This window comes from Sorangium sp. So ce176 (assembly GCF_051519835.1).
GTDB lineage: Bacteria > Myxococcota_A > Polyangia > Polyangiales > Polyangiaceae > Sorangium > Sorangium cellulosum_G.
Genome location: NZ_CP150371.1, coordinates 3,015,921 through 3,041,130 on the forward strand (window position 1 = coordinate 3,015,921; position 25,210 = coordinate 3,041,130).

At 73.1% G+C, this 25,210-nt stretch carries 19 protein-coding genes; 14 read left to right on the plus strand and 5 right to left on the minus strand.

The annotated features are described in order from the left end of the window. Window positions 1–56: 56 nt before the first annotated feature. From WMF42_RS11575 to WMF42_RS11590, 4 genes are all read left to right on the plus strand, one after another. Entirely contained in the window at window positions 57–1,721 is a 1,665-nt protein-coding gene (locus tag WMF42_RS11575; RefSeq protein WP_437691927.1) for a hypothetical protein, read from the plus strand. 193 nt (window positions 1,722–1,914) lie between these two features. Next, complete coding sequence (locus WMF42_RS11580; RefSeq protein WP_437691928.1) at window positions 1,915–3,975, plus strand: MopE-related protein; 2,061 nt, start codon at window positions 1,915–1,917, stop codon at window positions 3,973–3,975. A 338-nt stretch (window positions 3,976–4,313) separates the two neighbouring features. Continuing rightward, on the plus strand, window positions 4,314–4,946 hold the full coding sequence (locus WMF42_RS11585) for a hypothetical protein (protein ID WP_437691929.1): 633 nt from the start codon (window positions 4,314–4,316) through the stop codon (window positions 4,944–4,946). A 108-nt stretch (window positions 4,947–5,054) separates the two neighbouring features. Then, window positions 5,055–6,461 carry a helix-turn-helix transcriptional regulator gene (locus tag WMF42_RS11590; RefSeq protein ID WP_437691930.1) on the plus strand — a complete coding sequence of 469 codons (1,407 nt, stop codon included), beginning with the start codon at window positions 5,055–5,057 and terminating at the stop codon, window positions 6,459–6,461. A 37-nt stretch (window positions 6,462–6,498) separates the two neighbouring features. Here the strand turns inward: WMF42_RS11590 and WMF42_RS11595 are convergent, their stop codons facing one another. The 3 genes from WMF42_RS11595 to WMF42_RS11605 all read right to left on the minus strand — a co-directional run bounded on the left by WMF42_RS11595 (window position 6,499) and on the right by WMF42_RS11605 (window position 9,745). Next, window positions 6,499–7,320 carry a hypothetical protein gene (locus WMF42_RS11595; protein WP_437691931.1) on the minus strand — a complete coding sequence of 274 codons (822 nt, stop codon included), beginning with the start codon at window positions 7,318–7,320 and terminating at the stop codon, window positions 6,499–6,501. 153 nt (window positions 7,321–7,473) lie between these two features. After that, window positions 7,474–8,859, minus strand: coding sequence for a KamA family radical SAM protein (locus tag WMF42_RS11600; RefSeq protein ID WP_061608510.1), 1,386 nt, complete (start codon window positions 8,857–8,859; stop codon window positions 7,474–7,476). A 199-nt stretch (window positions 8,860–9,058) separates the two neighbouring features. Continuing rightward, window positions 9,059–9,745 carry a lytic transglycosylase domain-containing protein gene (locus WMF42_RS11605; RefSeq protein WP_061608511.1) on the minus strand — a complete coding sequence of 229 codons (687 nt, stop codon included), beginning with the start codon at window positions 9,743–9,745 and terminating at the stop codon, window positions 9,059–9,061. A gap of 273 nt (window positions 9,746–10,018) precedes the next feature. Between WMF42_RS11605 and WMF42_RS11610 the strand changes: the two genes are divergently transcribed. Next, entirely contained in the window at window positions 10,019–10,504 is a 486-nt protein-coding gene (locus WMF42_RS11610) for a hypothetical protein (RefSeq protein WP_437691932.1), read from the plus strand. A 15-nt stretch (window positions 10,505–10,519) separates the two neighbouring features. On the opposite strand, the gene WMF42_RS11615 is transcribed toward WMF42_RS11610, so the two are convergent. After that, window positions 10,520–11,533, minus strand: coding sequence for a CPBP family glutamic-type intramembrane protease (locus WMF42_RS11615; protein WP_437691933.1), 1,014 nt, complete (start codon window positions 11,531–11,533; stop codon window positions 10,520–10,522). A 240-nt stretch (window positions 11,534–11,773) separates the two neighbouring features. Here WMF42_RS11615 and WMF42_RS11620 point away from each other — a divergent pair, with 240 nt between their 5' ends. From WMF42_RS11620 to WMF42_RS11630, 3 genes are all read left to right on the plus strand, one after another. Next, complete coding sequence (locus WMF42_RS11620) at window positions 11,774–12,151, plus strand: hypothetical protein (protein ID WP_061608514.1); 378 nt, start codon at window positions 11,774–11,776, stop codon at window positions 12,149–12,151. Between the two features lie 226 nt (window positions 12,152–12,377). Then, window positions 12,378–14,309 (plus strand): biosynthetic arginine decarboxylase, encoded by a 1,932-nt coding sequence (speA, locus tag WMF42_RS11625; RefSeq protein WP_081426517.1) that lies wholly within the window; start codon window positions 12,378–12,380, stop codon window positions 14,307–14,309. 8 nt (window positions 14,310–14,317) lie between these two features. Next, window positions 14,318–15,067 (plus strand): heme exporter protein CcmB, encoded by a 750-nt coding sequence (locus WMF42_RS11630; protein WP_233561518.1) that lies wholly within the window; start codon window positions 14,318–14,320, stop codon window positions 15,065–15,067. An 87-nt stretch (window positions 15,068–15,154) separates the two neighbouring features. Here the strand turns inward: WMF42_RS11630 and WMF42_RS11635 are convergent, their stop codons facing one another. Continuing rightward, window positions 15,155–16,429 (minus strand): (2Fe-2S)-binding protein, encoded by a 1,275-nt coding sequence (locus tag WMF42_RS11635; RefSeq protein ID WP_437691934.1) that lies wholly within the window; start codon window positions 16,427–16,429, stop codon window positions 15,155–15,157. A gap of 109 nt (window positions 16,430–16,538) precedes the next feature. Between WMF42_RS11635 and WMF42_RS11640 the strand changes: the two genes are divergently transcribed. The 6 genes from WMF42_RS11640 (at window position 16,539) to WMF42_RS11665 (ending at window position 25,151) form a co-directional block, all read left to right on the plus strand. Next, window positions 16,539–17,156, plus strand: a complete 618-nt coding sequence (locus tag WMF42_RS11640; protein WP_437691935.1) for a hypothetical protein — start codon at window positions 16,539–16,541, stop codon at window positions 17,154–17,156. After that, on the plus strand, window positions 17,140–17,802 hold the full coding sequence (gene nadD, locus WMF42_RS11645; protein ID WP_061611431.1) for a nicotinate (nicotinamide) nucleotide adenylyltransferase: 663 nt from the start codon (window positions 17,140–17,142) through the stop codon (window positions 17,800–17,802). The genes WMF42_RS11640 and nadD overlap by 17 nt, the downstream gene beginning before the upstream one ends. Then, on the plus strand, window positions 17,799–18,674 hold the full coding sequence (locus WMF42_RS11650; RefSeq protein ID WP_437691936.1) for a DUF2520 domain-containing protein: 876 nt from the start codon (window positions 17,799–17,801) through the stop codon (window positions 18,672–18,674). The genes nadD and WMF42_RS11650 overlap by 4 nt, the downstream gene beginning before the upstream one ends. Window positions 18,675–18,947: 273 nt before the next feature. After that, window positions 18,948–22,421, plus strand: coding sequence for a sigma 54-interacting transcriptional regulator (locus tag WMF42_RS11655; protein WP_437691937.1), 3,474 nt, complete (start codon window positions 18,948–18,950; stop codon window positions 22,419–22,421). 106 nt (window positions 22,422–22,527) lie between these two features. After that, window positions 22,528–22,812: a hypothetical protein gene (locus tag WMF42_RS11660; protein ID WP_155798838.1), complete on the plus strand. Its 285-nt coding sequence runs from the start codon at window positions 22,528–22,530 to the stop codon at window positions 22,810–22,812. A gap of 122 nt (window positions 22,813–22,934) precedes the next feature. Next, window positions 22,935–25,151, plus strand: a complete 2,217-nt coding sequence (locus WMF42_RS11665; protein ID WP_061610379.1) for an ATP-binding protein — start codon at window positions 22,935–22,937, stop codon at window positions 25,149–25,151. The last annotated feature ends 59 nt before the right edge of the window (window positions 25,152–25,210 follow it).

The window sequence follows — 25,210 nt, forward strand, 5'->3', positions numbered from 1 at the left end:
GCAGCGCCTCGATCGGCCCGCCCGCAGCGCGGAGGGCAGGGAGGGCCACCCTTCTCATGCGAACGCCCGAATCGAGCCCGCCCGACAGCGATCTCCCGCCCGCGACCGCCGAGCCCGCCGACGACGCGCCGGGCCGCCCCGCCGGCGGTGCGGACTCCCCCGCTGCGGCGGCGGGGCCGCGACGAGGGTCGTGCGACAGGGCGTTTGTCGCGACCTTCGCGCTCCTCGCCGTCGCGGCCATCGTGCCGATATGGCGCGTGCGGTTCCTGCCCCTGCTCGACCTGCCGAACCACCTCGCGGCCGTCCACATCTGGCATAACTTCGACGCGCCGTGGACTCGATTCCGTGACTTCTACGAGCTCAGCCTGCGCCCGGCGCCGTACGGCGCCTATCACATCCTGACGCACGTCATCGCCCACGTTGTCAGTCTGGAGAACGCGAATCGACTCGTGCTCTCCGGCTATGTGCTCGGCGTCCCCGCGGCGGCGCTCGTCTGGGCGCGCCGGACGCGGCGCAGCCCGTGGCTCTCGGTCCTCACGTTCCCGCTCGCCTTCAGCCTCTCCTGGGCGTGCGGCTTCCTGCCGTTCCTCGTCGGCATTGCCCTGCTGCTCGCCGGCGTCGTCGCGCTCGACGCCCACCTCGAGCGGCCGAGCCGCGGGCGCGCCGCCGCTGTGGCGCTGCTCAGCGTCGGCTGCGGCCTCAGCCATCCGCTCATCCTCTTTGGCTACTACGTGTGCGTCGCCGTGCTGATGCTCTGCCACCTGCCCCGGTGGTCGCGGATCGCCCGCGCGCTCCCGCTCTTCGCGCCCGCTGTAGCGCTCCTCCTCTGGCAGCTCGTCGCCTTCAAGAGCCCCATGGTCGACCTGCGGAGCGGCCCGCGCTTCCAGGGCGCCTGGGTGCCCTGGCACGAGATGATCCGATCGTTCCCCGGGTACACGCTCGACTCGGTCTCGGGCGATCTCGACACCCGGCTCTTCTGGGTGCTGCTCGCCACGGCGTCGCTGCTCGCCCTCTGGAGCGTCGCCTCGCGCTTCTTCCCGCGCCCGGGCGCGGAGCCTCCTCCGCCCCCCGGCTCGCTCCTCGACCGGCTGCACCGCCATCGCTCCCTCGCCCTGTGCGCGGCGATGGCGGCCTGTTATTTTCTCGTGCCGCTGCACCTCGCCCGCCCGTTCGACTGGTGGTTCGTGAGCGGGCGCTTCTCGCCGCTCATCTGCTTCTTCGGCTTCCTCGCCATCACGGCGCCGCTCCGGGGCCTCTCCCGCCTGCTGATGGCGCCAGCGGCGGTGGCGGCGCTGGTGCTGCCGCTGCACCTCTCGGAGAAATACGCGAGCTTCGACGAGCGACTCGAGCCGTTCACGCGGATGGTGGAGCGGATCCCGCCCGGCGCCGAGGTGCTCTTCGTGTCGCTGCCGCCGCGCACCGATGAGGCCCTGATCATCGAGGGCACGAATCACTTCTCCTCGTGGGTGCAGATCATGCGCGGGGGCTTCAGCGCGGACGGCTGGCACAACGTGGGTTTCCCCTTCACCCTGAAGCGCCGTCTCCCCGCGCCGCCGTCGAACCGCGGTGAGCGGTTCAACCCGGATGTCCACGGCGTCGCCTACGATTACGTGATCCTCCGGAACGAGCGGCCGGACAGGTCGGTGTTCGCCGCGGCGCGCACTCCCTTTCGCCGCGTCGCTCGCGAGGGCGCCTTCACGCTGTACGAGCGCGCGCGCTGATCGCCCGCCTCGGCGCGTCTCCGCCCTGGCCGCCTCGGCGCCGCCGGCCGCGCCGCGCGGCGCGGCGCGCGCGTCACGGCGGGGCCGCGGCTCGCGGATCGGCCGTCGCGCTCGCCGGCGGCGGGGTAGTCTACGATCTTGCGGCCGGCGCCCCCTCGGGTGTGCCCGCCTCGCGGAGGGGAGCAGCTTGCCCATGTCGAAGAGAACCCGCGCCGTCCGTCGCCGTCCGCTGGCCTGGACCGGAGGGCTGGCCGCCCTGGCGGCGCTCGCGCTCGCGTCCGGGGTGGCGCCGTCCTGCGCCAGCGCGGAGCCCTCCGACGTCCCGCTCGGCGGCGGCGGGGAGGACGCCGTCGACTGTCCGACCGACTGCGCCGCGGACCCGCGCGCTCCGCTGTGCGACAGGGCGACGGGGAGCTGCGTCGCGTGCCTCCCCGGCGCGGCCGCGTGCCCGGCCGGCCAGCACTGCGACGCCGAGGCGAAGCGCTGCGTGGCCGGGTGTGAATCCGGGTCCGACTGCCCTGCTCCGCTCACCTGCGATCGCGCGAAGCGCGCCTGTGTCGGCTGCGCCGCGAGCGACGAGTGCCCGGCGGGCATGTCGTGCACCGGAGAGGGCGAGTGCGTGGAGGGGTGCTCGGCGGCGCGCCCGTGCCAGGGCGACGCCGCGTGCTGCGACGGCCTCTGCCGGGACCTCCAGACCGACGCGCGGAGCTGCGGCGCCTGCGATCGCGCCTGTCCGTCGCTGGCCCACGGCGAGAGCGGCTGCGACGACGGCGCCTGCGCGCTCAGCGCCTGCGACGACGGGTTCATCGACTGCAACAAGGACCCGGCGGACGGGTGCGAGCACGACGTCGCGGCGCGCGGGCCCTGCTCGTGCGCGCCGGGCGAGACAAGGGCGTGCTACCAGGGGCCGCCGGGCACCGAGGGGGTCTCTCCCTGCGCCCCCGGCGTCTCCACCTGCAGGGCGAACGGCCTCGGGTGGGGTCCGTGCCTCGGCCAGGTGCTCCCGGAGCTCGACGCGTGCGCCGACGGCATCGACAACGACTGCGACGGCGCGGTCGACAACACCCCCGATCAGGACGGCGACGGCTGGACCGCCTGTGACGGCGATTGCTGCGACTCCCCGTCGGACGGGTGCAGCACCCCGGCCCTCGTGAACCGCGGCGCCTTCGAGGTGGCCGACAACGGCGTCGACGACGACTGCGACGGCGCCGTCGACAACGCGGCGCCCTGCGACGCGGGGCTCGCGAGCGACTCGACGACGGCGCTCGATTACGCGAGGGCGATGGACCTCTGCGTCACCACGGCCGCGTCCCCGGCGTCGCCCGCGGCGCGCACGTGGGGCGTCGTCTCCGCGAGCTTCCACCGCGCCGACGCCGCCGGAGCGCCGGCGGCGGCCCAGCGGTCGATCCGCCAGGGCTTCGGCTCCGGCATCGCGCCTCTCCGGGGCGCGCGGCTCGCTGTGCTCTCGACCGGCGTGGCCGCGGCCCAGGCGGCGCCGAACAACACGAGGCCGAGCTTCGCCCCGTTCCAGGGCGGCCGGGACATGGGGACCTCGAGCAGCGTGCCCGAGGACTGGCTCGAGGCGAACGGCGGCAACCTCCCGAACGCGCCCGGGTGTCCGGAGCCTCAGGGCGGGTCGACGGCCCACGATCCCGTGATGTTGCGGCTGCGCGTCCGCGTCCCGACGAACGCGAGCTCGTTCAGCGTCTCGACCTACTTCCTCTCGTCGGAATACCCCGAGTGGGTTTGCAGCCGGTTCAACGACTTCTTCCTCGCGCTGCTCGACTCGTCGTTCGCGCCCCTCGCGGGCGAGGCGCCGAACCCCGCGGACAAGAACCTCGCCTTCCACGACCCTCCGCCCGCCGGGGCGCCCGTCTACCCGCTGGGCGTGAACCTCGCTTTCGGCGGCACAGGGCTCTTCACCCAGTGCGTCAACGGCCAGACAGGGTGCGGCGGCGGCGCCGTCCCCGGCACGACGGCCACCTGCGCGGGCGTCGCTCAGCTCCAGGGGACGGGGTTCGACATCGCGCGGCCGGCCGCCCAGTTCGACGGCGAGCCGGGCTGGTGCGGCGCGAGCGAGCTCGCCGGCGGCGGAACAGGGTGGCTGGTCATGAACGGCAATGTCAGCCCGGGCGAGATCATCGAGCTGCGGTTCGTGCTGTGGGATACCGGCGATCCCTGGAACGACTCCGTCGCCCTCCTCGACAACTTCCAGTGGTCGAGCTTCGCCTCGACGCCCGGCACGCGCAACTGAGGCGCCCCCGGCGCGGCGGTCCTGGCGGCCGGCGAGCAAGGGCCCCGTGGTCGCGGGCGTCAGGGAAAAGCGCTCCTCGCCAGGCGAATGCGTTCGTGAACTTTTCTACCGGCCTTCCGGTCCCCGTGGTCCAACCTGCCACCACCTGCCGGAATGGGCGTCCGTGAAGGCGTATCAGGGCGGGCTCCCGGGCCAGCAGCGCTCCGCCGTGGCCGCGCGCGAACGCAGCGGACGGACGGCGACCCGTTTACACTGCGCGACGAGCCCGGGGACCGCGGCACGCATCCCTCGGACTCGCGCTCACGGGAGCGCTTCTGTTCATCACCCAAGGAGACTGCATGAGGAGAACGATCACCCCGCTCGCGCTGTTGCTCGCGGGCCTGTCTTTCGCCACGCTCGGCTGCGACAGCAAGGGGAACGACGCGACCACCCCGGGGGCGGTCGCCGAGGACAAGCCGACCGAGAGCGCCGCGCCCGCGGCGACGACGGCCGCGCCGGCGGCGACGGCGGCCGTGCCGGCCGCCGCGACCGCCGAGCCGACGGCCGCGCCGGCGGAGACGGCCGCCGCTGCGGCCGAGCCTGCGGCGACGGCGGCCGCGGCCGCGCCGAAGGCGACCGCCGCGGCGACGGCGGCCGCGGCCGCCGGACCGGCGGCGACAGGCGCTGCCCCGGCGGGCGAGAAGAAGTTCGAGTGCGGCGCGAAGGGCCAGAAGATGTGCCCGATGCAGGCCTGGATGAAGAGCACGATGGCCTCGGCGACCTCGAGCGGCGACGGCGCGAAGATCGCGGCGGCGCTGCAGTACGTGGCCGGCAAGCCGCCGCCCGGCATGGGGAGCTGGGGCGCGATCTCCAGGGCCGGCGCCGCCAAGGCGAAGGCCGGCGACATCGACGGCGCCAAGGCGAGCTGCAAGCAGTGCCACGACCTCTACAAGGAGCAGTACAAGAAGGCGATGCGCGATCGTCCCTGGTGAGCCGTCCGCCGCGCGCGCCTCGCGCCTGCGCGCCGGTCGCCGCTCGGCCGGCGTCGCGCGGACAAACATCTTGGACGGGCGGGGGTGATGCGATAGAGCGCTGAGCTGATGGCGCGCGCTGTTCGCACAGGCCCCGGGGGTGCCCATGCGCCGGCCGCCTCGCCGACTCGCGGCAGGGGTGCCGGCGGATCGAGCGGGTCCGCGGGCGCGCCCCGCGCGCGCGTCGGCCAGGCGGCCGACCCGTTCTCCAGCAGCGCGTTGCCGCCGTCGAAGCCGCGCGCGGGCGCGGCGCCGCGCCTCACGGGCGACGCGGGGCTCGACGTCAGGCCGGGCGCGGCGGCCGCGCCTTCGCCGAGCGTGCGCCCCTCGGCGGCCCCTCCGCGGGCCGAGGCGAGCCCGCCCGCGGCCGCATCGAAGAGGCCTCCTCCGCCGGACGAGGACGAGGACGACGACGACGCCGGAGAGGCCAGGGGCGGCTCGCAGCGCGGCCGGCCGCGCGGCCCTTTCACGCAGCACCGGCGGCTCGACTCGCTGCGCAGCCTGCTGCAGAAGCACCCTGCCGGCCTGACGATCTACGACCTCGCGCGCGAGCTCAACGTCACGCCGCGGTCGCTCCGGCGCTACCTCGTCGAGGTCAAGCGCGAGCTCGATCTCGTCTCGGTCGCCACGCGCCCTGGCGGCCCGCGCCTGTGGCGGCTGTCGCCGAGCGAGGCGCCCCGGCGCGTCGAGGTGCGGCGGACGCAGGCGTACGCCCTGCTCGCCGCCCGCCGGCTGTTCGAGCCGATGCGCGGCTCGACCCTCTTCGAGGAGATCGATCTCGCCGCGCAGCGCCTGCTCGGCGTCGCGCGCCGGCCGGGGCGCGGCCCGAACGCCGGCGTCGCCGACGCGCGGCTGGAGGAGCGGTTCCTCTACCTCCCGTTCGCCCCGAAGGACTACGCCGCGCGCACCGAGGAGCTCGACGACCTGTTCCAGTCCGTCGCCGACCTGCGCCCGCTCAGGTGCCGCTACCGCCGCGCGCGCGACGGGCGCGAGGAGCGGGTGCTCATCCACCCGTACGCGCTCGTCCTCTACAAGGACGCGATCTACTGCGTGGGCCTCCACGTCGGCCGCGGCGAGGTGCGCACGTTCCTGCTCGATCGCATGCGCGACACCGAGTGCGCCGTCACCGAGCGCTTCGAGCTGCCCCCTGATTTCTCGATCGACGACTACTTCCAGGGCCAGTTCGGCATCTGGCGCGGCGGTGAGCCCCGGCGCGTCGTGATCGACTTCGACGAGCGCGTGACCGAGTTCGTGCGGACGCGCAAGGTGCACCCGTCCCAGGAGATCACGCCGCTGCCCGGCGGCGGCGTGCGGCTCACGATGCACATCGGCGACATGACCGAGCTCGCGACGTGGGTGCTCGGCTTCGGCGAGACAGCCCGCGTTGTCGAGCCGCCCGATCTCGTGGACCGCGTGAAGCGCGAGCTCGCCGGCGCGCTCGCGCGCTACGCGGAGCCGCCGCCCGCCGACGGATAGCCCTGGCCGGCGCTCCGGCCGGGCGGCGCGCTGTCTTTCACGAAGGCCAGCGCCGCTCGGCGGCGATGCGCGCGGCGATCTCCTCCAGCGCGGCGGCGTCGAGGCGCGCGAGCGCGGCGCGGCGCTCGCCGGTCAGCTCGACCTGGAGCGCCTCGCAGAGGCGCTCGACCGCCTTGCGGAGGCCGCTGCGGAAGGCCTCTCGCTGGGCCTCGGCGAGGACGGGGTTCTTCTCGTCCAGGAGCACGCGCGCGACCGCATTGCGCCCCTCGGCGCGGTCGAGCAGCGCCCGCACCGGCAGCGGCCGGATCAGGCACGCGTCCTCGATCTCCGTGTCGATGGGCAGCGGCCGGAACGCTCGCTCGGCCGGCGACCACTCGGCGACCACGCGCCGCTGGACGAAGACCGCGAACATCCGCCGGATGCCCCGCGCCGTGAGGCGCTCGGCCCTGTCGATGAGGTCGCGCAGCGGCTGCTTGTGGACGACCTCGAACACGACCTCCTCCAGATAACGGGCGCCGGTCGCCGGATCGTCGCCCTCCTTGCGGATGGACGTGTCGGTGGCGAAGTCCGAGCCGTCATCCGTCCGGGTCAGCATGTCGGTCGAGGCAACGTACCCGGGCCGCACGTGGAAGAGCGCCTCGCCGTCGACCTGGCAGTGGGCGTCGCCGTGGGGAGGGTTCGCGGGCGCGGCGAGCACGCGGCGGCCGCCGATGATCTCCGCCCGGGTCTCGGGCTCGACAAGGCGCTCGTCGACGCGCGGCAGCTCGCCGTGGCCTGGCAGATTCTGGGGAGCGGGCGGCGTCGCCTCGGGGGCCTGATGAAATGCAGCGGGGTTCTTCGACGGCATGCGCAGGGTCACGGTAGCAGGCTCCAGCAGGGGGGTCCCTCCGGCTGTCGGCGGGACACACCATGGAGTTGCGTGCTGGCAGGCGACCTGATTCCGATTTCGTCGAGCTAGGCGCGCGCTGCTCCGCAGCGGGCCTGTCCGCTCGGCCCGCTGCGCCGGGCCGCCTCAGCGCGACGCGCGGAGCGCCTCGTCGATCATCTTCTGGTGCTCCGCCGGGTCTGCCCAGCGGGCGCGCCCCTCGGGCGGGAGCTGATCGATCGGATCGAAGTACGTGTACCGCTGCCCCGGCTTGACGCTCGGCGCCTCGAACACGGAGATGCCTGTCGTGCGGTCGTAGTTCTCGAACGAGTGCGCGTCGCGCTTGCCCCCGCCGCCGGGCGCGTCGACCACGAACGTCGGCGTGTTGAACCCGGCGGTCGAGCCGCGCACGTGCTTCTCGATCATGAGCCCGGTCGCGAGCGTGGTCCGCAGGTCCTCGACGCCCCGCACGAGGTCGTGGATGTAGACGTAATAGGGGTGCACGTGCAGGTGCCCAAGGCGCTTCACGAGCAGCTTCATCGTCTCGGGCGTGTCGTTCACCCCGCGCTGCAGCACCGACTGGTTCCTCACCGTGATCCCGCGCTCGAACAGCCTGTTCATCGCGTCGCGGGTGATGCCCGTGATCTCGTTCGGGTGGTTGAAGTGGGTGTGGATCACGACCTCCTTGTGCAGCTTCCGGCCGAGCTCCACGGTCCGCGTGACCGCGTCGATCCACTCGTCGTCGGTGAGGAGCTTCTGCGGCATCACGGCCGGGCCCTTGGTGGCGAGGCGGATGCGCTGGATGTTCGGCATCCTGAGGAGCGTCTCGCCGATCGCGCCGAGCTGCTCCGGCCGCAGGTTGTACGCGTCGCCGCCGGAGACGACGATGTCCTCCAGCTCCGGGCGCGACGCGATGTACGCGTACGCGCGCTTCCACCGCTCCTCGTCGACCTTGAAATGGGTCTTCTCGACCTCCTCCGTGTCGATGCCCACCGCGTAGCTGCGCGTGCAAAAGCGGCAGTACACGGGGCACGTGTCGAGCGGCAAAAAGAGCGCCTTGTCGGCGTACCGGTGCGTCAGCCCGGGGACGGGCGCGTCCGCGCGCTCGTGCAGCGAGTCGAGCCCGAGCTTCGGGTGGTCCGGCAGGAAGCGCGACGCGAGCGGGATGAACTGGGTCCGGAGCGGATCGTTGTACGGATCGTCCCAGTCGATCAGCGAGAGCATGTACGGCGAGACCCGGACGCTCATCGGCGCGTGCGCGAAGCCCTCGGTCGCGTCGCGGATGAAATCCTCCGACACCATCCCGCGCAGCGTGTCGAGCAGCTTGTCCGGGCGGGTGATCGACTTCTTCGCCTGCCACCGGTGATCCATGAACTGCTCGTCGGTCACGTCGGCGTACGCCGGGATCCTCCGGAAGTCGGGCACCTCGAGCAGCTTCGCGTGATGGAGCGACGCCGGGTCGACCGGCGGCTTGAGGGGAGCGATGTCGTTGCTTCGCTTGGTGAGTTCGATGAGGCTCGAGGTGGTCGTCATATCGTGGACCCTTGTCCGCGCGGAGTGGAGAGGGCGTCAGCGGATGGCCGCCTGCTTGCGCCTGCGCCCCTCGGGGCCCGCCCGGGAGAGGCAGGAGCAGCGGTTTATCGGATCGTAGCATCGCGGTACACACCCGTCGGGGCGGTGTACGCCGCGTCTTCGGCTGGCGGGCGCAGGTGCTCCGAGGCGGGCGAGCCGGTCAGGGCTCGATGGAAGCCAGCGTGGTATCCCGGGTGGTGCGGTAGCGCGCATAGTAGGTTCGCACGCGCGTCACGTAAGCCTGCGTTTCCGCGTACGGCGGGATGCCGCCGTACCGCATGACCGCCCCTTCGCCAGCGTTGTACCCGGCGATGGTGAGATCGAGATCTCCGTTGAAGAGGTTGGCCAGGATGCGCAGGTACCGCGTTCCGCCGAAGATGTTCTCGCGCGCGTCGAACGCGTCGCGCACCTGCATGCGGAGGGCTGTCTCGGGCATGAGCTGCATCAGCCCCTGCGCGCCGACGGGCGAGACGGCCCGCGGGTCGTAGTCGCTCTCGCACTTGATCACGGCGCGAACGAGCTCCTCGGGGATCTGGTAGAGCGTCGCGGCCTGCCGGATCCACGCGTCGTAGCGGCCGAAGCGCTCGAGCGATTTGTCGCTCGGGGCGACCGGGGCCACGCCCGGGCGCGCCGGCGATCGGCGCCCGTCGCCCTTGATGTACAGCTTGAAGCGCCCGTCCCCTTTGGAGCGGTTCGAGAAGTGCACCGTCCCATCCGCGTCGGTGTAGGTGAAGATGTCGGCGTGCGCGCTGCCCGGGTGCAGCGCGAGGGCGGCGAGCCCGAGCGCGGCGGCGAGGGCGCGCAGCGGCAGGCGAAGGGAGGAGCCGGAGGTCGATGTGACGGGCATCTCTGGCCGAAGCATAGGTTGTGATCGTCCGCTCGCGCAAACCGCACCGTGACGGCGGAACCACGAACAGACGGCGGAATCCGACGGCGAGAATCGTGGATGGATGGACGGCGAAGCGAGACGGCGGAAGCAACGCCGCGAACCGTGGCGCCATTCCGGGACGCCCTCGCGGGGGCGCCAGCGCGCCGTGGCGCCCCTGTGCGCGCCCGTGGGCGTCCCGGCGGAAGGTCTGTCTGGTGAGCACGTCCCGGGCGCTGTACTAAGGCGGGCGCGATGGAGATCGGCTGGCGACACGTGCTCGTGGGGGTTGCGGCCCTCTTCCTGCTGTTCCTGATCGTCAAGATGCGCCCCGCCCGGCGGCGCCGGGACGCGCTGAGCGCCGAGGTGCAGGCCGCGCGGGAGCGCGCGCGGCGCGCCGCGACCCCCCGGGAGCGGGCGGAGGCGCTGTGCGACGCGGGAGTAGAGGCGCTGCACGGCGGCCGCCGCGTCACAGCGGCCGTGGGCTTCTTCGTGCGCGCCATGCGCGCCGACCCGACGTCGGCCCGCGTCATCGAGCTCGCGAGCGGCGCGCTGGCCAGGCGCAGGCCCCGGCTCCTGGAGAAGATCCTCTGGCGGCGGCTCGCGGTGCTCCCGTGGGACGGCGAGCACCGCGACGCGGCGCGCGCGGCCGCCGTCGGGCTCCAGGCGCTCTACCGGCGCGAGATCCGGGACCGGAACCGCGCGGAGATCATGCGCAAGCTGGCCGAGACGTTCGGCTGATCCGCCGCGCGGCCGTCACATCGCCCAGAACGTCCGCGGCAGCGCGCCGCGGTTCGACAGCGACACGAGATCCATGAGCAGCGCGATCGTGACGTGCACCAGGAAGCCCGAGTAGATGCTCTTCGTGCGCATCGCGAGCGACCCGAGCGCGATCCCGGCGACCACGGCGCCGGCCGCCTCGAGGTACGGCTTGCCGAAGTGGATCATGCAATAAGGGACGATCATCGCGAAGATCGCCCCGGAGCCCATGGTGTGCCGCAGGCCGGCCAGCCAGAAGCCGCGGAAGAAGATCTCCAGCGCGAAGAACTGGGCGAAATACATCGCCTCCCAGGCGATGAGGTCGAACCAGGATCGCGAGGACTGCTTGTAGAAGGGGTAATAGGTCCCGAAGTCGGGCGCGCTCGCGACGATGAACACCGCCGGGACCACGACGGCCAGGCAGAGCAGGTAGATCCACGCGTGCTTGGTGAGCCCGCGGACGCGCAGCCCCATGTCGAGCAGGCTGTCCCTGGGGAAGCAGAGCTTCCAGCCGACCATCGGGATGGCCACGTAGCCGAACACGCGGGTGAACGACCACCAGACGTAGCTGTAGAGCTCGTCATAGCGGCGGAGCGAGACGGGCAGCAGCGCGCCGGCGGGCGAGAGCGCCTGGGCGAGCTCGACCTCGCGCAGCCACGGCCGGATGTGCGCGTCGTAGACGGCCCGGCCGCCGTAGTACTGCTGCAGCATGAGCACGAGCGCGGTGATCGTGAACAGGACGGCGGGGCGGCGGTCGTAGCCCCCGGCGGCGAGGGTGCGCCGCTGGTGCTCGTGGGCCTCGACGTCGAGCTCCCGCCAGGTGCGCCGGAAGAAGAGCCAGAGGACGGGCGCGAGCGCGATGAACGCGGCGACCGGGAACAGGGCCTTGAGGAGCGTGCTCGCCAGGGCGGAGGACGGCTCGGCGAAGCGGGAGGCCGCTTCCTGGAGCGGCGGCCGGAGCGGTCGGAGCCAGTCGACGTTCGCCACGAGCCAGCTCCCCAGGTTGAGCATCGGCGCGGCGTGTACCATGATCCGCGGCCCAGCACAGCGCCGACGAGCGACGCGCCCGGCCGGCGCCCCCGACCAGCGACGAGGAGCGACAGCGCCGCTCGGGCGAACTCCCGCAACTCCCGCAGCGCGGCCTTGCGGTGACCCGGCCCGCTCTGCTAGATCGCGCTCCCTCTTCAACGCCGCGCGAGTCATCTCGCGCACGACCGGCGCAGGCCTCGCCTGCCCGTGGGAGTATCAGCGATGGCCATCAAGAATCCGCTTGCGATCGTGAAGGAGCGCTTCGGCGACAAGGCGAAGCTCGTCGAGGCCGTGAAGGGCTTCGCGACCGAGGACCTCTGGCTCGGGCGCGTCAGCTCGGATCGGGGCGGCAGCAAGGGGCTCGATCACGTCTCGAACGCGAAGCTCCTCCGTCTTCACGCGACGTTCAGCACGGTGAAGGAGAAGTTCGGGACGCGGGCGCGCCTCATCGAGGAAACGCTCACGGTCCTGAACCGGTCGAAGGACCAGGGGTACAAGAAGCGTCTGGAGGCGTACCCCGTCCCGCGCCTCTACGATCTCTACCTGTCGGCCTCGAAGCGGGCGAAGGCCGCCTCGGCGACCCCGAAGACCCAGGCCTGAGCCCCCGCCCGCCGAGCGCGCCCACCCGTGCCGGACCTGACCGGGCTGCCTGCCCTTGAAGGTCCGGCGTTCCTAGCGTAATTGAGCCGCGTCGCCAGCGCGCGGTGTCCAGCCGTCCAGCGTCGGACCGACGATCTGACGTCCCCCTGTTGAGCGTGAATCCCCTCTTGGGCCCTCCCAGAAAGGTGGGTGTCGCCCCCGGCGAGCCCCGCCAAGGAGAACGACTGTGAGCAGCGCGCACGAGACCGAGACCGGCGTCTGGACCACGGAAGACGCCAAGTCGCTCTACATGATCGACCGCTGGGGCCGCGGCTACTTCGACGTGAGCCCGGACGGCAACCTCACGGTCGCGCCGCTCCAGGAGCGCGGCAGCAAGATCGCGATCCGTGACGTCGTCGACGCGGCGCTCGAGCAGGGGCTCCGCACGCCGCTGCTGATCCGCTTCCAGGATCTGCTCCATCACCGGGTGCGATCGCTCAACGAGGCCTTCAACAAGGCGATCGCCGAGAGCAAGTTCCGCGGGACGTACCGCGGCGTGTTCCCGATCAAGGTGAACCAGCTCCGGGAGGTCGTGGAGGAGATCCTCGACGCGGGAAAGGCCTACCACTACGGCGTCGAGGTCGGCTCCAAGCCCGAGGTCTTCGCCGGCCTGTCGGTCCACACCGACCCCGAGTCGCTGATCGTCTGCAACGGCTACAAGGACGAGAACTTCATCCGGACGGCGCTGATCGGGCGCAAGCTCGGCAAGAAGGTGATCCTCATCGCGGAGAAGCTCTCCGAGGTGCGGATGATCACGCGCGTCGCCAAGGACATGAACGTCGAGCCCATGATCGGGCTGCGCGTGCGGCTGCTCACCGAGGGGGCGGGCAAGTGGAAGACCTCCGGCGGGGAGAACGCGAAGTTCGGCCTCTCCACGGCCGAGATCCTCGCGGCGATCAGGATCATGGACGAGGCCGGGATGAGCGCCTCGTTCAAGCTCCTCCACTTCCACATCGGCTCGCAGGTGCCGGACATCCTGATCATCAAGCGCGCCGTGCGCGAGGCGACGCGCTACTACGCGAAGCTCCGCAAGATGGGGCAGCGCATCGAGTACATCGACGTCGGCGGCGGGCTCGCCATCGACTACGACGGCTCGCGCTCGACGTTCCACTCGTCGATGAACTACTCGGTCGAGGAGTACGCGCGCGACATCGTGCACAACATCGCCGACATCTGCGACGAGGAGCGGGTGCCGCACCCGAACATCGTCTCGGAGTCCGGTCGCGCGATCGTCGCGCACCACTCGGTGCTGGTCGTCCAGGCGTTCGGCTCGATCGAGAAGACGCCGATGTCGCCGATCGATATCCAGACCGAGGAGCACAAGCTCATCCAGAACCTCCTCTACATCAAGGACAACCTCTCCTCGCCGAACCTCGGCGAGTCGTGGCACGACCTGCTCCAGATCAAGGAGGAGGCGCAGAAGATGTTCGAGCTCGGCCTGCTCAACCTCGACGTGAAGGCCCGGGTCGAGATCCTCTTCTGGGAGATCGCCGAGAGCATGCAGAAGATCGCGTCGGAGCTCGATCCGGAGGAGGTGCCGGACGATCTCGGCGAGCTCCGCAAGCAGCTCGCCGACCAGTACATCTGCAACTTCTCGGTGTTCCAGTCGCTGCTCGATCACTGGGCGCTCGGCGCGCTCTTCCCGATCGTGCCGATCCACCGGCTGAACGAGCGCCCCTCGGCCGACAGCACGCTCGTCGACATCACGTGCGACTCCGACGGCAAGGTGAGCAAGTTCATCGATCTCAACGATGTGAAGGACACGCTCCCGCTGCACCCGATCTCGGGCGACAAGCCGTACTACGTCGGCATCTTCTTGACCGGCGCGTACCAGGACATCATGGGCGACATCCACAACCTGTTCGGCCGGGTCAACGAGGTGCACGTCTTCCTCGATGAGGACGAGGACAGCGGGTACTACATCGAGGAGACGATCGCCGGGAACAAGATCCAGGAGGTCCTGGCGCTGACCCAGTACGACAACCGCGATCTCGTCGGGAAGGTGAAGGCGCAGGTCGACGGCGCGATCAAGCAGGACCTCCTCAAGCCGACCGAGGGCATGCGGCTGCTCGCCGACTACGAGCGCGGGCTCAAGGACCAGACGTACCTGAGCCTCTGAGCCGCGCCGTGCCCTCCGACACCACGGCGCCCGAGACCACGGTGATCGCGGGCCGCGCGGCGCCCCCCGAGCGCCGCCCGCCGGGGTGGGCGCGCCAGGCGCTGCTCGTCGCGGGGAAGGACCTCTCGATCGAGCTCTCCACGGGCGAGATCGTCACGACCAGCGGGTTCTTCGCGGTGCTCGTCGCCGTGATCGCGTCGCTCGCGTTCCACGCGGGGCAGGACGCGACCGAGCGGGTCGCGCCCGGCGTCATCTGGGTGAGCGTCGCGTTCGCGTCGGTGCTCGCGCTGAGCCGCACCTGGCAGCGGGAGCGCGAGGACGGCGCGCTCGCGGGCCTGCTCGTCCTGCCGATCGCGAGGAGCGCCCTGTTCGCCGGCAAGGCGCTCGGGCTCTGCCTGTTCGTGGGCGCGGTCGAGGCCATCATCATCCCGGTGGCGGCGCTCCTGTTCGCGGTGGATCTCGTGGAGACGGGCGCGGGGCTCGCGCTCTTCTGCCTGGCGGCGACGCCGGGCATCGCCGCGAGCGGCACCCTGTTCGGGGCCATGACCGTGCGCACGCGCGCCCGCGACCTCGTGCTCGCGAGCGTGCTCTTCCCGCTCCTCGCGCCCACCCTCCTCGCCGCCGTCGCGGGCACGCGGGAGCTCTTCGGCGGCGCGTCCATCGGCGAGCTCACCGACTACGTCGCGCTCATGGCCGTGTTCGACGTGGTGTTCATCGCGGGCGGCGTCGGCCTCTTCGATCTCCTGATCGAGGGCTGACCCGCCGCGCGGCCGCGGCGCTGCGCGCCGGGGTCGCGCGAGCGCGGGCCCGGTGGCCGCGCGGCGAGGACCGACCGGCTCGCGGGCTCACGCTGCCGCGCCGCGCGCCGCCAGCACGTCGTCGGCGACGGTCGCCGCCGCCCGCTCGATGGCGGTGAGGTCGAGCGCGGCGCCGGTGCACTCGCCGAGCGCCCACACCCCGTCGCCCGCCCGGCCGCGCGCGTCGACCCGCACGGCGTACCCCGCGCGCGGGTCCGCCTCGACGCGCGCGCCCGCCTGCGCGGCGACCTCGAACGAGGGCGCGGCCGGCGCGTCCACGGCGACGGCAACGACCTTCAGGTCGGTCATCGGGCTGTCGGGGCCGAAGGGCGCCTCGCGCACTGTCACGCCCTTCACCTGCGAGATCCCGTTCACCGCGGCGAGCGCGGCGAGCGGGATCCGCGCCGCGATGCGGTCGCCGAGCGCGCTCGCGAGCTCGTCGGCCCAGAACCCCTCGCCGGCGAGCGCGACCGGGCCGGTCGGCTCGACGCCGTGGGCGAGCAGCCGGCAGAGCGCGCGCGCCGAGAAGACGCCGGGCAGATCGTTGTTCGGGAACGCCGCGACGCCGTCGTGCGCCCCGGTGGCGAAGACCATGGCGGGCGCCCTGATCACGGTGGCGCCCGCGTCGCCGGCGACCAGCAGCTCGCCGAGGTAGACGCCGGCGGCCACGTGCCTGGAGAGCACGCGGACGCCGTCGAGCGGGTGCCGCGCGAGGAGCTCCGCCGCGCGCCGCGGCGCCCCGGCGAGCGACCCGGCGGGCGCGAGCCCGTCGTCGATCAGCGCGACGCGGAGCCCCCGCGACGCGAGCGCCGAGGCCGCCGCGACGCCGGCGGGCCCGGCGCCGATCACCGCCGCGTCCACGTCGAGCCGCGCGGCGGGCTCGACCGGGAGCGCCGCGCTCGGCAGCCGCCCGAGCCCCGCGAGCTTGCGCGCGATCGACTGCATGACAGCGGACAGGCCGGGGACGCCGGCCATCAGGTGGTGGTGGTCGATCCCCTGCGGGAAGAACCAGTCGGTCACCTGGAGCAGGTCCGTCTGCCGCGAGCCCACGACGTTCTGCACCTCGATGCGCTCGCCCCCGGCCGCCGGGCGCAGGCACGTCATCACGTTGGGCACGCCGTCGACCCGCGCGAGGCAGCCGTCGCAGCCGCCGCGCAGGCACGTCGGCGCCCGGGGGCGGTGCAGCTTCGGGCTCCGCGCGAGCGTCACGCGCCCGGACGCGATCAGCGCCACGGCCAGCGGCTCCCCCCGTTCCGCCGGGACGGCTGCTCCGTCGAGGGTGATGGTGACCGGATCCCGGAGCGCGCGACCTCGCCGAAACATGCGCGGACGCTAGCAGACGCCCGCGCGCCATGGAGGAAGGAGGCGCCGCGCGATCGCGCGAAGCGGAGAAGGTGTCCCCGGGTTGGGGCGCTGATCTATGCTGTCGCCGATGCGCCTCGGCGTCCTCGGCCCTGCACAGGGTGATCTGCCCGCGCTCGCTCGTGGCGCGCAGCACCTGCTCGACGAAGGGCGCGCCGAGCGGATCATCTACGTCGCCGACGACGACGCCCTCGAGCGGGTCGTCGAGGGCTGGGCGCAGAGCCTGGTCGGCGCGAACCCCACCGAGGGCGCCCTGTTCGAGCGGGCCGCGCGGTGCGCGACGTCGACGCCGGAGGCGATCGACGCCTTCGTGGCGTCCGAGCGGGCGCGGCTGCGCCTCAGGGTGCTGACGAGCCTGCCTCCGGGCCAGCGCACGATCGAGATCCTGGACGGGCGCGTCGCGCTCTTCGTGTTCGACAAGGCGGCGCTCGACGAGGAGGACATCGTGGCCGCGTCCCTGCTCGTGTTCGGCAAGAGCTCGGAGCCGCTCATCAAGAAGGTCGGCGCGCGGACGTTCTTCTCGCCTGGGCCGATCGGCTCCGAGGGCGGCACGGCGCTCCTCGACGACGGGCAGGGCGGGGTGCGGATCGAGGTGATGAACGCGAGAGGCGCGGTGATCGCGCGCGAGATCGTGGGACCGTCCGCGGCCGGCCCGAGGCTGAGGGTTCAAGGTGGCTCGCACGGCTGAGGCGCGCGCGGGCGCGCCGCCCTCGCGCCCGTCCGAGGCGCGGCGCGTCGCCGTCTTCGGCGGCAGCTTCAACCCGCCGCACGTGGCGCACGTGCTCGCGGCCACCTACGCGATCTCCGTCGCGCCCATCGACGAGGTGCTCGTCGTCCCCGTCTACCGCCACCCGTTCTCGAAGGAGCTCGCGTCGTTCGAGCACCGCCTGGCGATGTGCCAGCTCGCCCTCGGCTGGCTCCCTGGCGTGTCGGTGTCGACGGTCGAGCGCGAGCTGGGCGGCGAGAGCCTCACGTTGCGCACGCTGGAGCACCTCGCCGCGACGCACCCGGGCTGGGCGATGCGCCTGCTCGTCGGCGCCGACGTGCTCCCCGATCTCCCGCGGTGGCACCGCTTCGATCGCATCGAGCAGATCGCGCCGCCGATCGTCCTCGGCCGCTCCGGCTTCGTCGCGTCCGTCGCGCCGCACCCCGACGACGCGGCCGCCGTCGCCCGGCCCGCCCTGCGCGCAGCCGACGTGCTGCTCCCGCAGATCTCGAGCAGCGACGTCCGCCGCGCCTTTGCCGCGGGCGATCTGGAGGCCGTCCGCCAGCGCGTGCCGAGCGCGGTGCTGGACTACGCGCTCGCGCACGGCCTCTACGGGAGCAACCCATGAACGAAATGGACAGCACGCGCCCGTCGCCGATGCACCGCGATGACGGCGCGCCTCTGGAGGTGTTCATCTACGGCGGCGGCAAGGTGGGCCGCGGGCTCTCGCGCGCGATCCGCGACGCGGGGCTGCCGGTCACCCTCAGGCCCGCCCGGGATGGCCTGCCGGCGGAGCGCATCGAGGCCGACCTCGTGATCCTCGCCGTGCGCGATCGCGACATCGCGCCCTGCGCCGAGGCGCTGCGCGACCGCGGGCTCGTCGGCCACAGGGACGTCGCGGTGGTGCACTGCGCCGGCGCGCTCGGCCCGGAGGCGCTCGCGGCGGTGCGCGGCGACCGCGTCTCGGTCGCGCAGATGCACCCGATGATCTCGTTCGCCTCGCCCGCGTTCCTGCCGTTCCTCGATCGCGGCCAGCTCCACGTCGACGGCGATCCCGGCGCCGTGCGCGTCGCGCGCTCGCTCGGGGTGCGCCTCGGCATGGCCCCGCGCACGTTCCCCGGCCTCGACCGCGTCGCCTACCACGCCGCCGCGGGCCTCGTCGCCAACGGCGCCGCCGCGCTGGCCGCCGCCGGGGTCGACCTGCTCGAGCGCGCGGGCATCCATCGGAAGACCGCCGCCGAGATGCTCGGCCCGCTGCTGCGCACGGTCGCGGACAACGTCGAGGTGCTCGGCGTGCCCGACGCGCTCACCGGGCCGGTGCGCCGCGGCGACGCGGCCGGCGTCGCGCGGCACCTCGAGACGCTCCGCCGGCTCGCGCCGCACCTCGTGCCCCTCTACGTCGCCGCCGCCGCGACGCAGCTCCCGCTGGCCCGCGCCCTCGGCGAAGCGCCCCCCGACGCGTTCGACGCCATCGAGCGGGCCCTGGACGGAAGCAAGTAGCCGCGCTGTAATTTTTCACTAGCGCGGCAATAACTTATTGATGTTCGATCGCGGGACTCGTTGATGCGAGGTCCAGCGCGAAGGTACGCTTTTGGTGCCTTGGGATCAGCCGCTGCAGCCAGTGTTTCTTCCGCAACGACGAGCGACGCCGGAGGATTCCGGGCGCTCGACGAGCGTGTCCTCGACGCCGCGTCCCGTGGGGTGCTCCACGTCCATGGACAGCGGTCGGTCCTGGACGCGGTTTGCTCTCACCTCGCGCGTCGCGCGCGGGGCGTGGGGCGCTCGCTGATCTCGGCCGCGCACGCCGCGGACCGGGATCCCTGGCGCGACCTCGCGCTGCGCTGCGGCATCGTCTCCGCGGACCCGGCGGCGGCCGCGCAGGGCATCGGCTCCGCCGCGCAGGGCGCGATCCTGCTCGTCTCCGAGGGGGAGCCGACGAGCTGGGGGAGCCTCGTGCTCGAGGAGCTCTCGCGCCTCATCGCGGGGGGCTCGAGCGCCGCGCTGGTGATCGTGTGCAGCGACGCGGCCATCCGGCCGTGGACGAGCGCGCTCACGATCGACGCCGTCGCCTCGCCGGACGACCTGCACCGCTTCTGGGAGGCGGCCGCCGCGGACGCGGAGCGCCGGGTCGCCGCGAGGCTCGAGCGGCTCGACGCGCTCGAGGGCTGGTGCTCCGCCGTGCTCGCCGCGCCGCCCGAGCAGCGCCCCGCGCGCCAGCCGCCAAGCGGCGCGGCCAGGCGGCTGCTCGATCGCCTCGCGCTCAGCCAGCGGACCTGGGCGTCCGCGCAGCTCGGCGTGATCGCGGGCCGGCGGGCGGACCAAGGCCTCGGGGACGTGGCGCGCCAGGGCGCCCTCCAGGAGCTCTCCGCGCTCGGCCTGATCGAGGTCGACGCTCGCGGGTGGGTCGCGGCGCGCCGCGCGGTCGTCGACCCGGCCGGCGCCGATCCCGAGGACGTGCTCGCGGTCGCGGAGGCGCTCGAGGCGCAGTCGTCCGATCCGTGGAGCGCCTCGCGCGCCAGCGAGCTCTTCGCCTCGCTGGGCTGTGACGACCGCGCCGAGGCGGCGGCGACGCAGGCGATCGCCGCGGTCGGCGAGCCGTCGGCGCGCGCCGATTTCTGGCAGCGCTGGGCGCGCTCGATGCGATCGCTCCCCGGCGACCGCGCCGCCGCGGGCGAGCGGCTGCTCCGCGCCGCCGAGCTCGCGCTCCGGCTCGGCGACGTCGAGTTCGCGATCGACTTCTCCTCGGCGGCGCTGCGCGAGCGCGAGTCGTTCGCCGCGCTGCTCGTGCACGGCCGCGCGACGAGCGCGCGCGGCGACCTGACGACGGCCGCGATGGTGCTCTCGCGGGCGCTCTCGCGCGCGGCGACGCCCGCGGAGCGGTCGCGCGGCGCCGTGGAGATGGCGGAGCTCTGCTGCAAGACGGGCGACCTCGCGGCGGCCAGGGGGCACGCGGAGGAGGGGCTCGCCGGCGCGAGCGAGATCGCGACCCGCCTGCAGGCGCGCAACATCCTGGGCAAGCTGCTCCTCGCGCAGCAGGCCTGGGCCGAGGCGGAGGTGCACTTCGCGGGCGACGCGTGGGAGGCGGCGTGCGCGGGCGAGCACGTGAGCGAGCTGCGCGCCCGGCTGAACCGCGCGATCGCGATGCTCTCGAGCGGCCGCCTCGACGAGGCGCGCTCCATGCTCGCCGGGGTGCTCGAGGACGGCGAGCGGGGCGGCGAGCGCGTCGCGACCGGCTACGCGCTCACGAACCTCGCGGTCATCGCGCACCTGAAGCACGAGTACCCGGAGGCCCTGCGCCTCCTCGAGCGCTCGATCGATATCTTCCGGAAGATCGGCGACAAGGTCGCGCTCGTGAACCTCATCGCCAACCTCGCCGAGATCCGGCTCCAGCTCGGGCTGATCGAGGAGGCCGAGCAGGCGCTCGCGTTCGCGCGGAAGGTCTGCGGTCACGTCATCCCCGGCGTGCGGATCACGCACGTCGCGTACGTCGCGGCGCAGATCCACCTCGCGTGCGGCCGCACGGCCGACGCCTGGTCCGAGCTCAGCGCCGCGTTCGCGTACGGCGCCGGCTCGAAGCTCGGCGAGTGCTACGCGATCGCCGCGCGCATCGCGCTGGACGACGGCGACCTCCTGCAGGCGGCCCATATGATCACGAGGGCGCGCGCCGAGGCGAGCTCCGACTGGCTGCGCGCCGAGGTCGCGCTCCTCGAGGCGCAGCGCGCCCGCGCCGCGGGGGAGCCGTTCGGGCAGGCCGCCGCGGAGGCGCTCGCGCTGTCGCGCCAGGCGCACAACCGCGAGCGCGCCCTGGAGGCGCACGTGCTGCTCCACCACGCGTCGTCCGTGGACCGGGCGCCGCACGCGCTCGAGGACGAGCCCGCGGCCCCGCGATCGCACCTCGACGCGGCGCTCGCGCTCCGCGATCGCATCGCCGAGTCGCTCCCGCCCGAGATCTCGCGCCGGTTCCTCTCGCGCCGGAGCTTCGCGGAGCTCACGCGGCTGGAGGCGTGCGCGCGCAGCGCCGCGGAGGCCGAGCCGAGGGGGTGCGAGCTCTGCGGCTCGCTCGCGTGCGCCGGGTGCGCGCGGGCCTCTCTGCGCGCCCCGCGGCCGTCCGCCGTCGCCCCCGCGCTCAAGCGGATGGTGGGGACGACGCCCGCGCTGCTCAGCCTCATCCACCAGATCGAGAAGGTCGGCGCGAGCGACGCCACCGTGCTGATCCACGGCGAGAGCGGCACCGGCAAGGAGCTCGTCGCCGAGGCGATCCACGAGGTGAGCGCGCGGCGGGGAGGCCCGCTGATCAAGGTGAACTGCGCCGCCCTGGTCGAGACGCTGCTCCTGTCGGAGCTGTTCGGGCACGAGAAGGGGTCGTTCACCGGCGCGGCGGCGCGCCGCCGCGGGCGCTTCGAGCTCGCCGAGGGCGGGACGCTCTTCCTCGACGAGATCGGGGACATCTCGCCGCGCACGCAGGTCGCGCTGCTCCGCGTCCTCCAGGACAAGACGTTCGAGCGGGTCGGCGGTGTCACCCCGCTGCGCGCCAACGTCCGCATCCTCTGCGCCACCCACCGCGACCTGCGCGCGATGGTCGCGCGCGGCGAGTTCCGGGAAGATCTCTACTATCGCCTCCGGCAGGTCGTCCTGGAGGTCCCCGCGCTCCGGCAGCGCCCGCGCGACCTGCCCGTGATCGCGGCGGCGATCCTGGAGCGGATCGCCGCCGAGCGCGGCGCGGCGCCGAAGCGCCTCTCCACCAGGGCGATCGCGGCCCTGTCGCGGCACGCGTGGCCGGGCAACGTGCGCGAGCTCGAGAACGCGTTGCGCGCTGCGGCGATCTTCGCGGACGGCGAGGTGATCGAGCTGGAAGACTTCACCACGAACGTCGAGGGGCTGCGGGACCTCGACGCCGCGGAGCCGACGAGCACGCCGCTGACATCGAGGGCTGGCACGCACGCTGCTAGCCATTCAAGCGAGCCTTGCAGCGCACCCCACGCGTCAGGGCCGGAGCGGGCGGCGCCGGAGTCTCAGCCACCGTCGATGCCCGCCGAACGCACGCCGCTGGAGCTCGCGTACGCGCATGTCCGAGGAGGGGTCAGCCTCAGCGACATGAAGCGCGAGATCGAGCGCGAGTGCATTGCTAGGGCGCTCGACGAAAGTCGTGGGAATATCACGCGCGCGGCCGTGCTCCTGGGCATGAAGCGCCCGCGGCTTTCCCAGCTTGTCAAACAGTATGGCTTTGGCGGGACTTCGGAGGATTGAGCTGATGCGAGGTTGCTGGACGAGTTGGCTGTTCGGGGGCCTCGCGGCGCCTCTGCTGCTGATTGTGGGGTGCGCGATCGCGCCCGCAGAGCACGATGAGCAGGGCGTGGAACCGTGGAGCGATCTCGACCCGATGATCTCCGACGAGGCCTCCGGCAGGTCCGACGACCTGGACGGTGACGTCGGCCTGCCCGTCATCGATGTCGTCACGCCCGGGTCGCTCCGGCAGCGCGACGTGGCGTTGCCGTCCGCCGACGAGCGGTGGCCCGCGACGAGCTACGTGCGGTCGCGGGAGCGCGACGACTCGGAGCCGGATCCGCTCCCCTGGTGCCCCCCGGGCCGCACCGACAGCCACGACAAGACGCCATCCGACAGCGACGGGACGCGCTGAGCCGGGGGCCGGGCCAGCGCGGCCGTGCCCCTGCGCCGCGCGGCCGCGCCCCTGCGCCGCGCGGCCGGTCGCCCTGGGGCGTTTTGCGGCTGCCGCCCGGCGCCCTGCGGTAGCCTTCGCGCGTGGCGCCGCTCGGGTTCGATCTCCGCACACGGACGACCCTGGTCTGCGGGGCCCTGGCCCTCGCGATCGCGGCCTCGACGCTGCTCCGGGGCCGCGTCCGGCGCGTCCACCTGTTCTTCGCCGCGTTCGCCGCCGACGTCGGGCTCTGGTACCTGTCCCAGTCGCTCTTCGGCTTCTTCCAGGCCTCGATCTGGGAGCGCTTCACGGCGATCCTCGCCGTGCTGCTCCCGCAGTTCGCGCTGCAGCTCTTCGAGGCGATGATCCCCCACGACGGGGACCGGCGCTCGCGGCTGCTCCGGTTCGCGGGGGTGCTCGTCATCCCGCTGTTCGTCCTCGTGCTGGTGAGCCGGGAGCCTGGCTCGTGGCTCGACTGGCTCACGCGCGGCTGCATCTTCACCTACGTCTTCGCGCTGCTCACCGCGGGGCTGTACACGCTCGGCGAGCGCGGCAAGCGGAGCTCCTCGCGCGCGACGCAGCGGCGCGTGCGGTTCCTCGTTGTGATCGGCGCGCTCGCGGGGCTCGCCAGCGTCGCCGACTTCGCCTGGTTCCTCGGCGCGGAGCCGCCGCCGGTCGGCGCGGCGCTCTCGATCGTCTTCCTGTTCGTCCTCGCCCAGGCGCTCCGGCACGAGCGGCTCCTCGACGCCTACGAGATGCTCGCGCGCCTGCTCGTCGCCACGGCGGTCGCGTTCTTGATCGCGCTGATCTTCTATCTGCTGCTCACGTTCATCGGCGGCTTCAACACGATGTACCTGAACGCCGTGCTCGCCGCGATCGTGATCCTGGTGCTGTTCGATCCGCTGCGCGAGCGCGTCGAGGAGCAGATCCAGCGCCTCTTCTTGCGGGAGCGGTTCGATCTCGATCGCTCGCTCGCGGAGGCGCGGCGGCGCCTCGTGCACACGCTCGAGGTCGAGGAGATGGGATCGATCGTGATGAGCGCGCTCGAGCAGTCGCGCCGGGTCACCGGGGCGGCGCTCTACCTGCGCGATCAGGACGGGACCGGCTTCGACCGGCTCGCCTCGCTCGGGCCGCGGGTCCCCGAGCGGATCGAGGTGGCGACCGCGAGGGCGATGCTCGATCGCCTCGAGCGCGGGCCGCTCGCGATGGAGGAGCTCGAGCGCGAGGCCCGCGAGCGGCGCGCGCGCCGCAGCCACAGCGACGCCGAGGTTGACGGCAACTTCGCGCGGCGGACGGAGGTGCGGCCGCAGGTCCCGGAGGACGCGGTGCTCGCGGCGGCCGAGGTGCTCGGCAGCCTCTGCTCGGGCGTCGTGCTCTGCGCGCGCGACGAGCAGGGCGAGCCCATCGGGCTCCTCGTCGTGGCGGACTCGCGCGTGCGCGACGCGTTCTCGCCCGAGGAGCTGACGCTGCTCGAGACGCTCGCCGCCCAGATCGGCGTCGTCCTCGAGAACTCGCGCCTCTACGCGCAGATGAAGGAGCGTGACAGGCTCGCGCTCCTCGGCCAGATGGCGGCCGGGCTCGCGCACGAGATCAGGAACCCGCTCGGCGCGATCAAGGGCGCGGCGCAGCTCCTCGCCGATCCCGTGCCGGAGGCGGAGATCGATCCGTCCTCGCGCGAGTTCATCGGGATCATCCTCGAGGAGGTCGACCGGCTCGACCGGGTCGTGGGCTCGGTGCTCGACCTCGCGCGGCCGGCCCAGGGCTCGGTCGTGCCGACCGACGTGAACGCGGTCGTGCGCCGCACGCTGCAGGTGCTCTCGATCGAGCGCCGCAACGACCACCTCGAGGTCGAGGTCACGCTGGATCCCGATCTCCCCCGGGTCGCCATCGATCCCGAGCAGCTCCGGCAGGTGCTGATGAACCTGTTCCGCAACGCGGTCCAGGCGATGAAGGGCCGGGGCAAGGTGGTGATCTCCACGCGGGTCCGGTTCGGTCGAGGCACGCGGCCCGGCTCCGGCTCGGACGAGCCGTTCGTCGAGCTCAACGTCACCGACAACGGGCCGGGCATCTCCCAGAAGGTGCTCGCGAACATCTTCCTGCCGTTCTTCACCACGAAGGACAAGGGGACGGGGCTCGGGCTGTCGATCAGCCAGCGCATCGCGCAGAGCGCGGGCGGCCGGATCGAGGTGCGCTCCTACGAAGGGAAGGGGAGCACCTTCGCCGTGATCCTCCCCGCCGCGGTCGACAAGCTCGGCGCCGCCGCGCCCGCGGCCGGGGCGGCGCCCGCGGCGGAGTCGGCTCCTCAGGAGCGGGCCGGGTGACGCCGGCGAGCGCGCCCCAGCCGGCGCCGCGGCGCCGCGGCGCGCGGCCTGCCAGCACC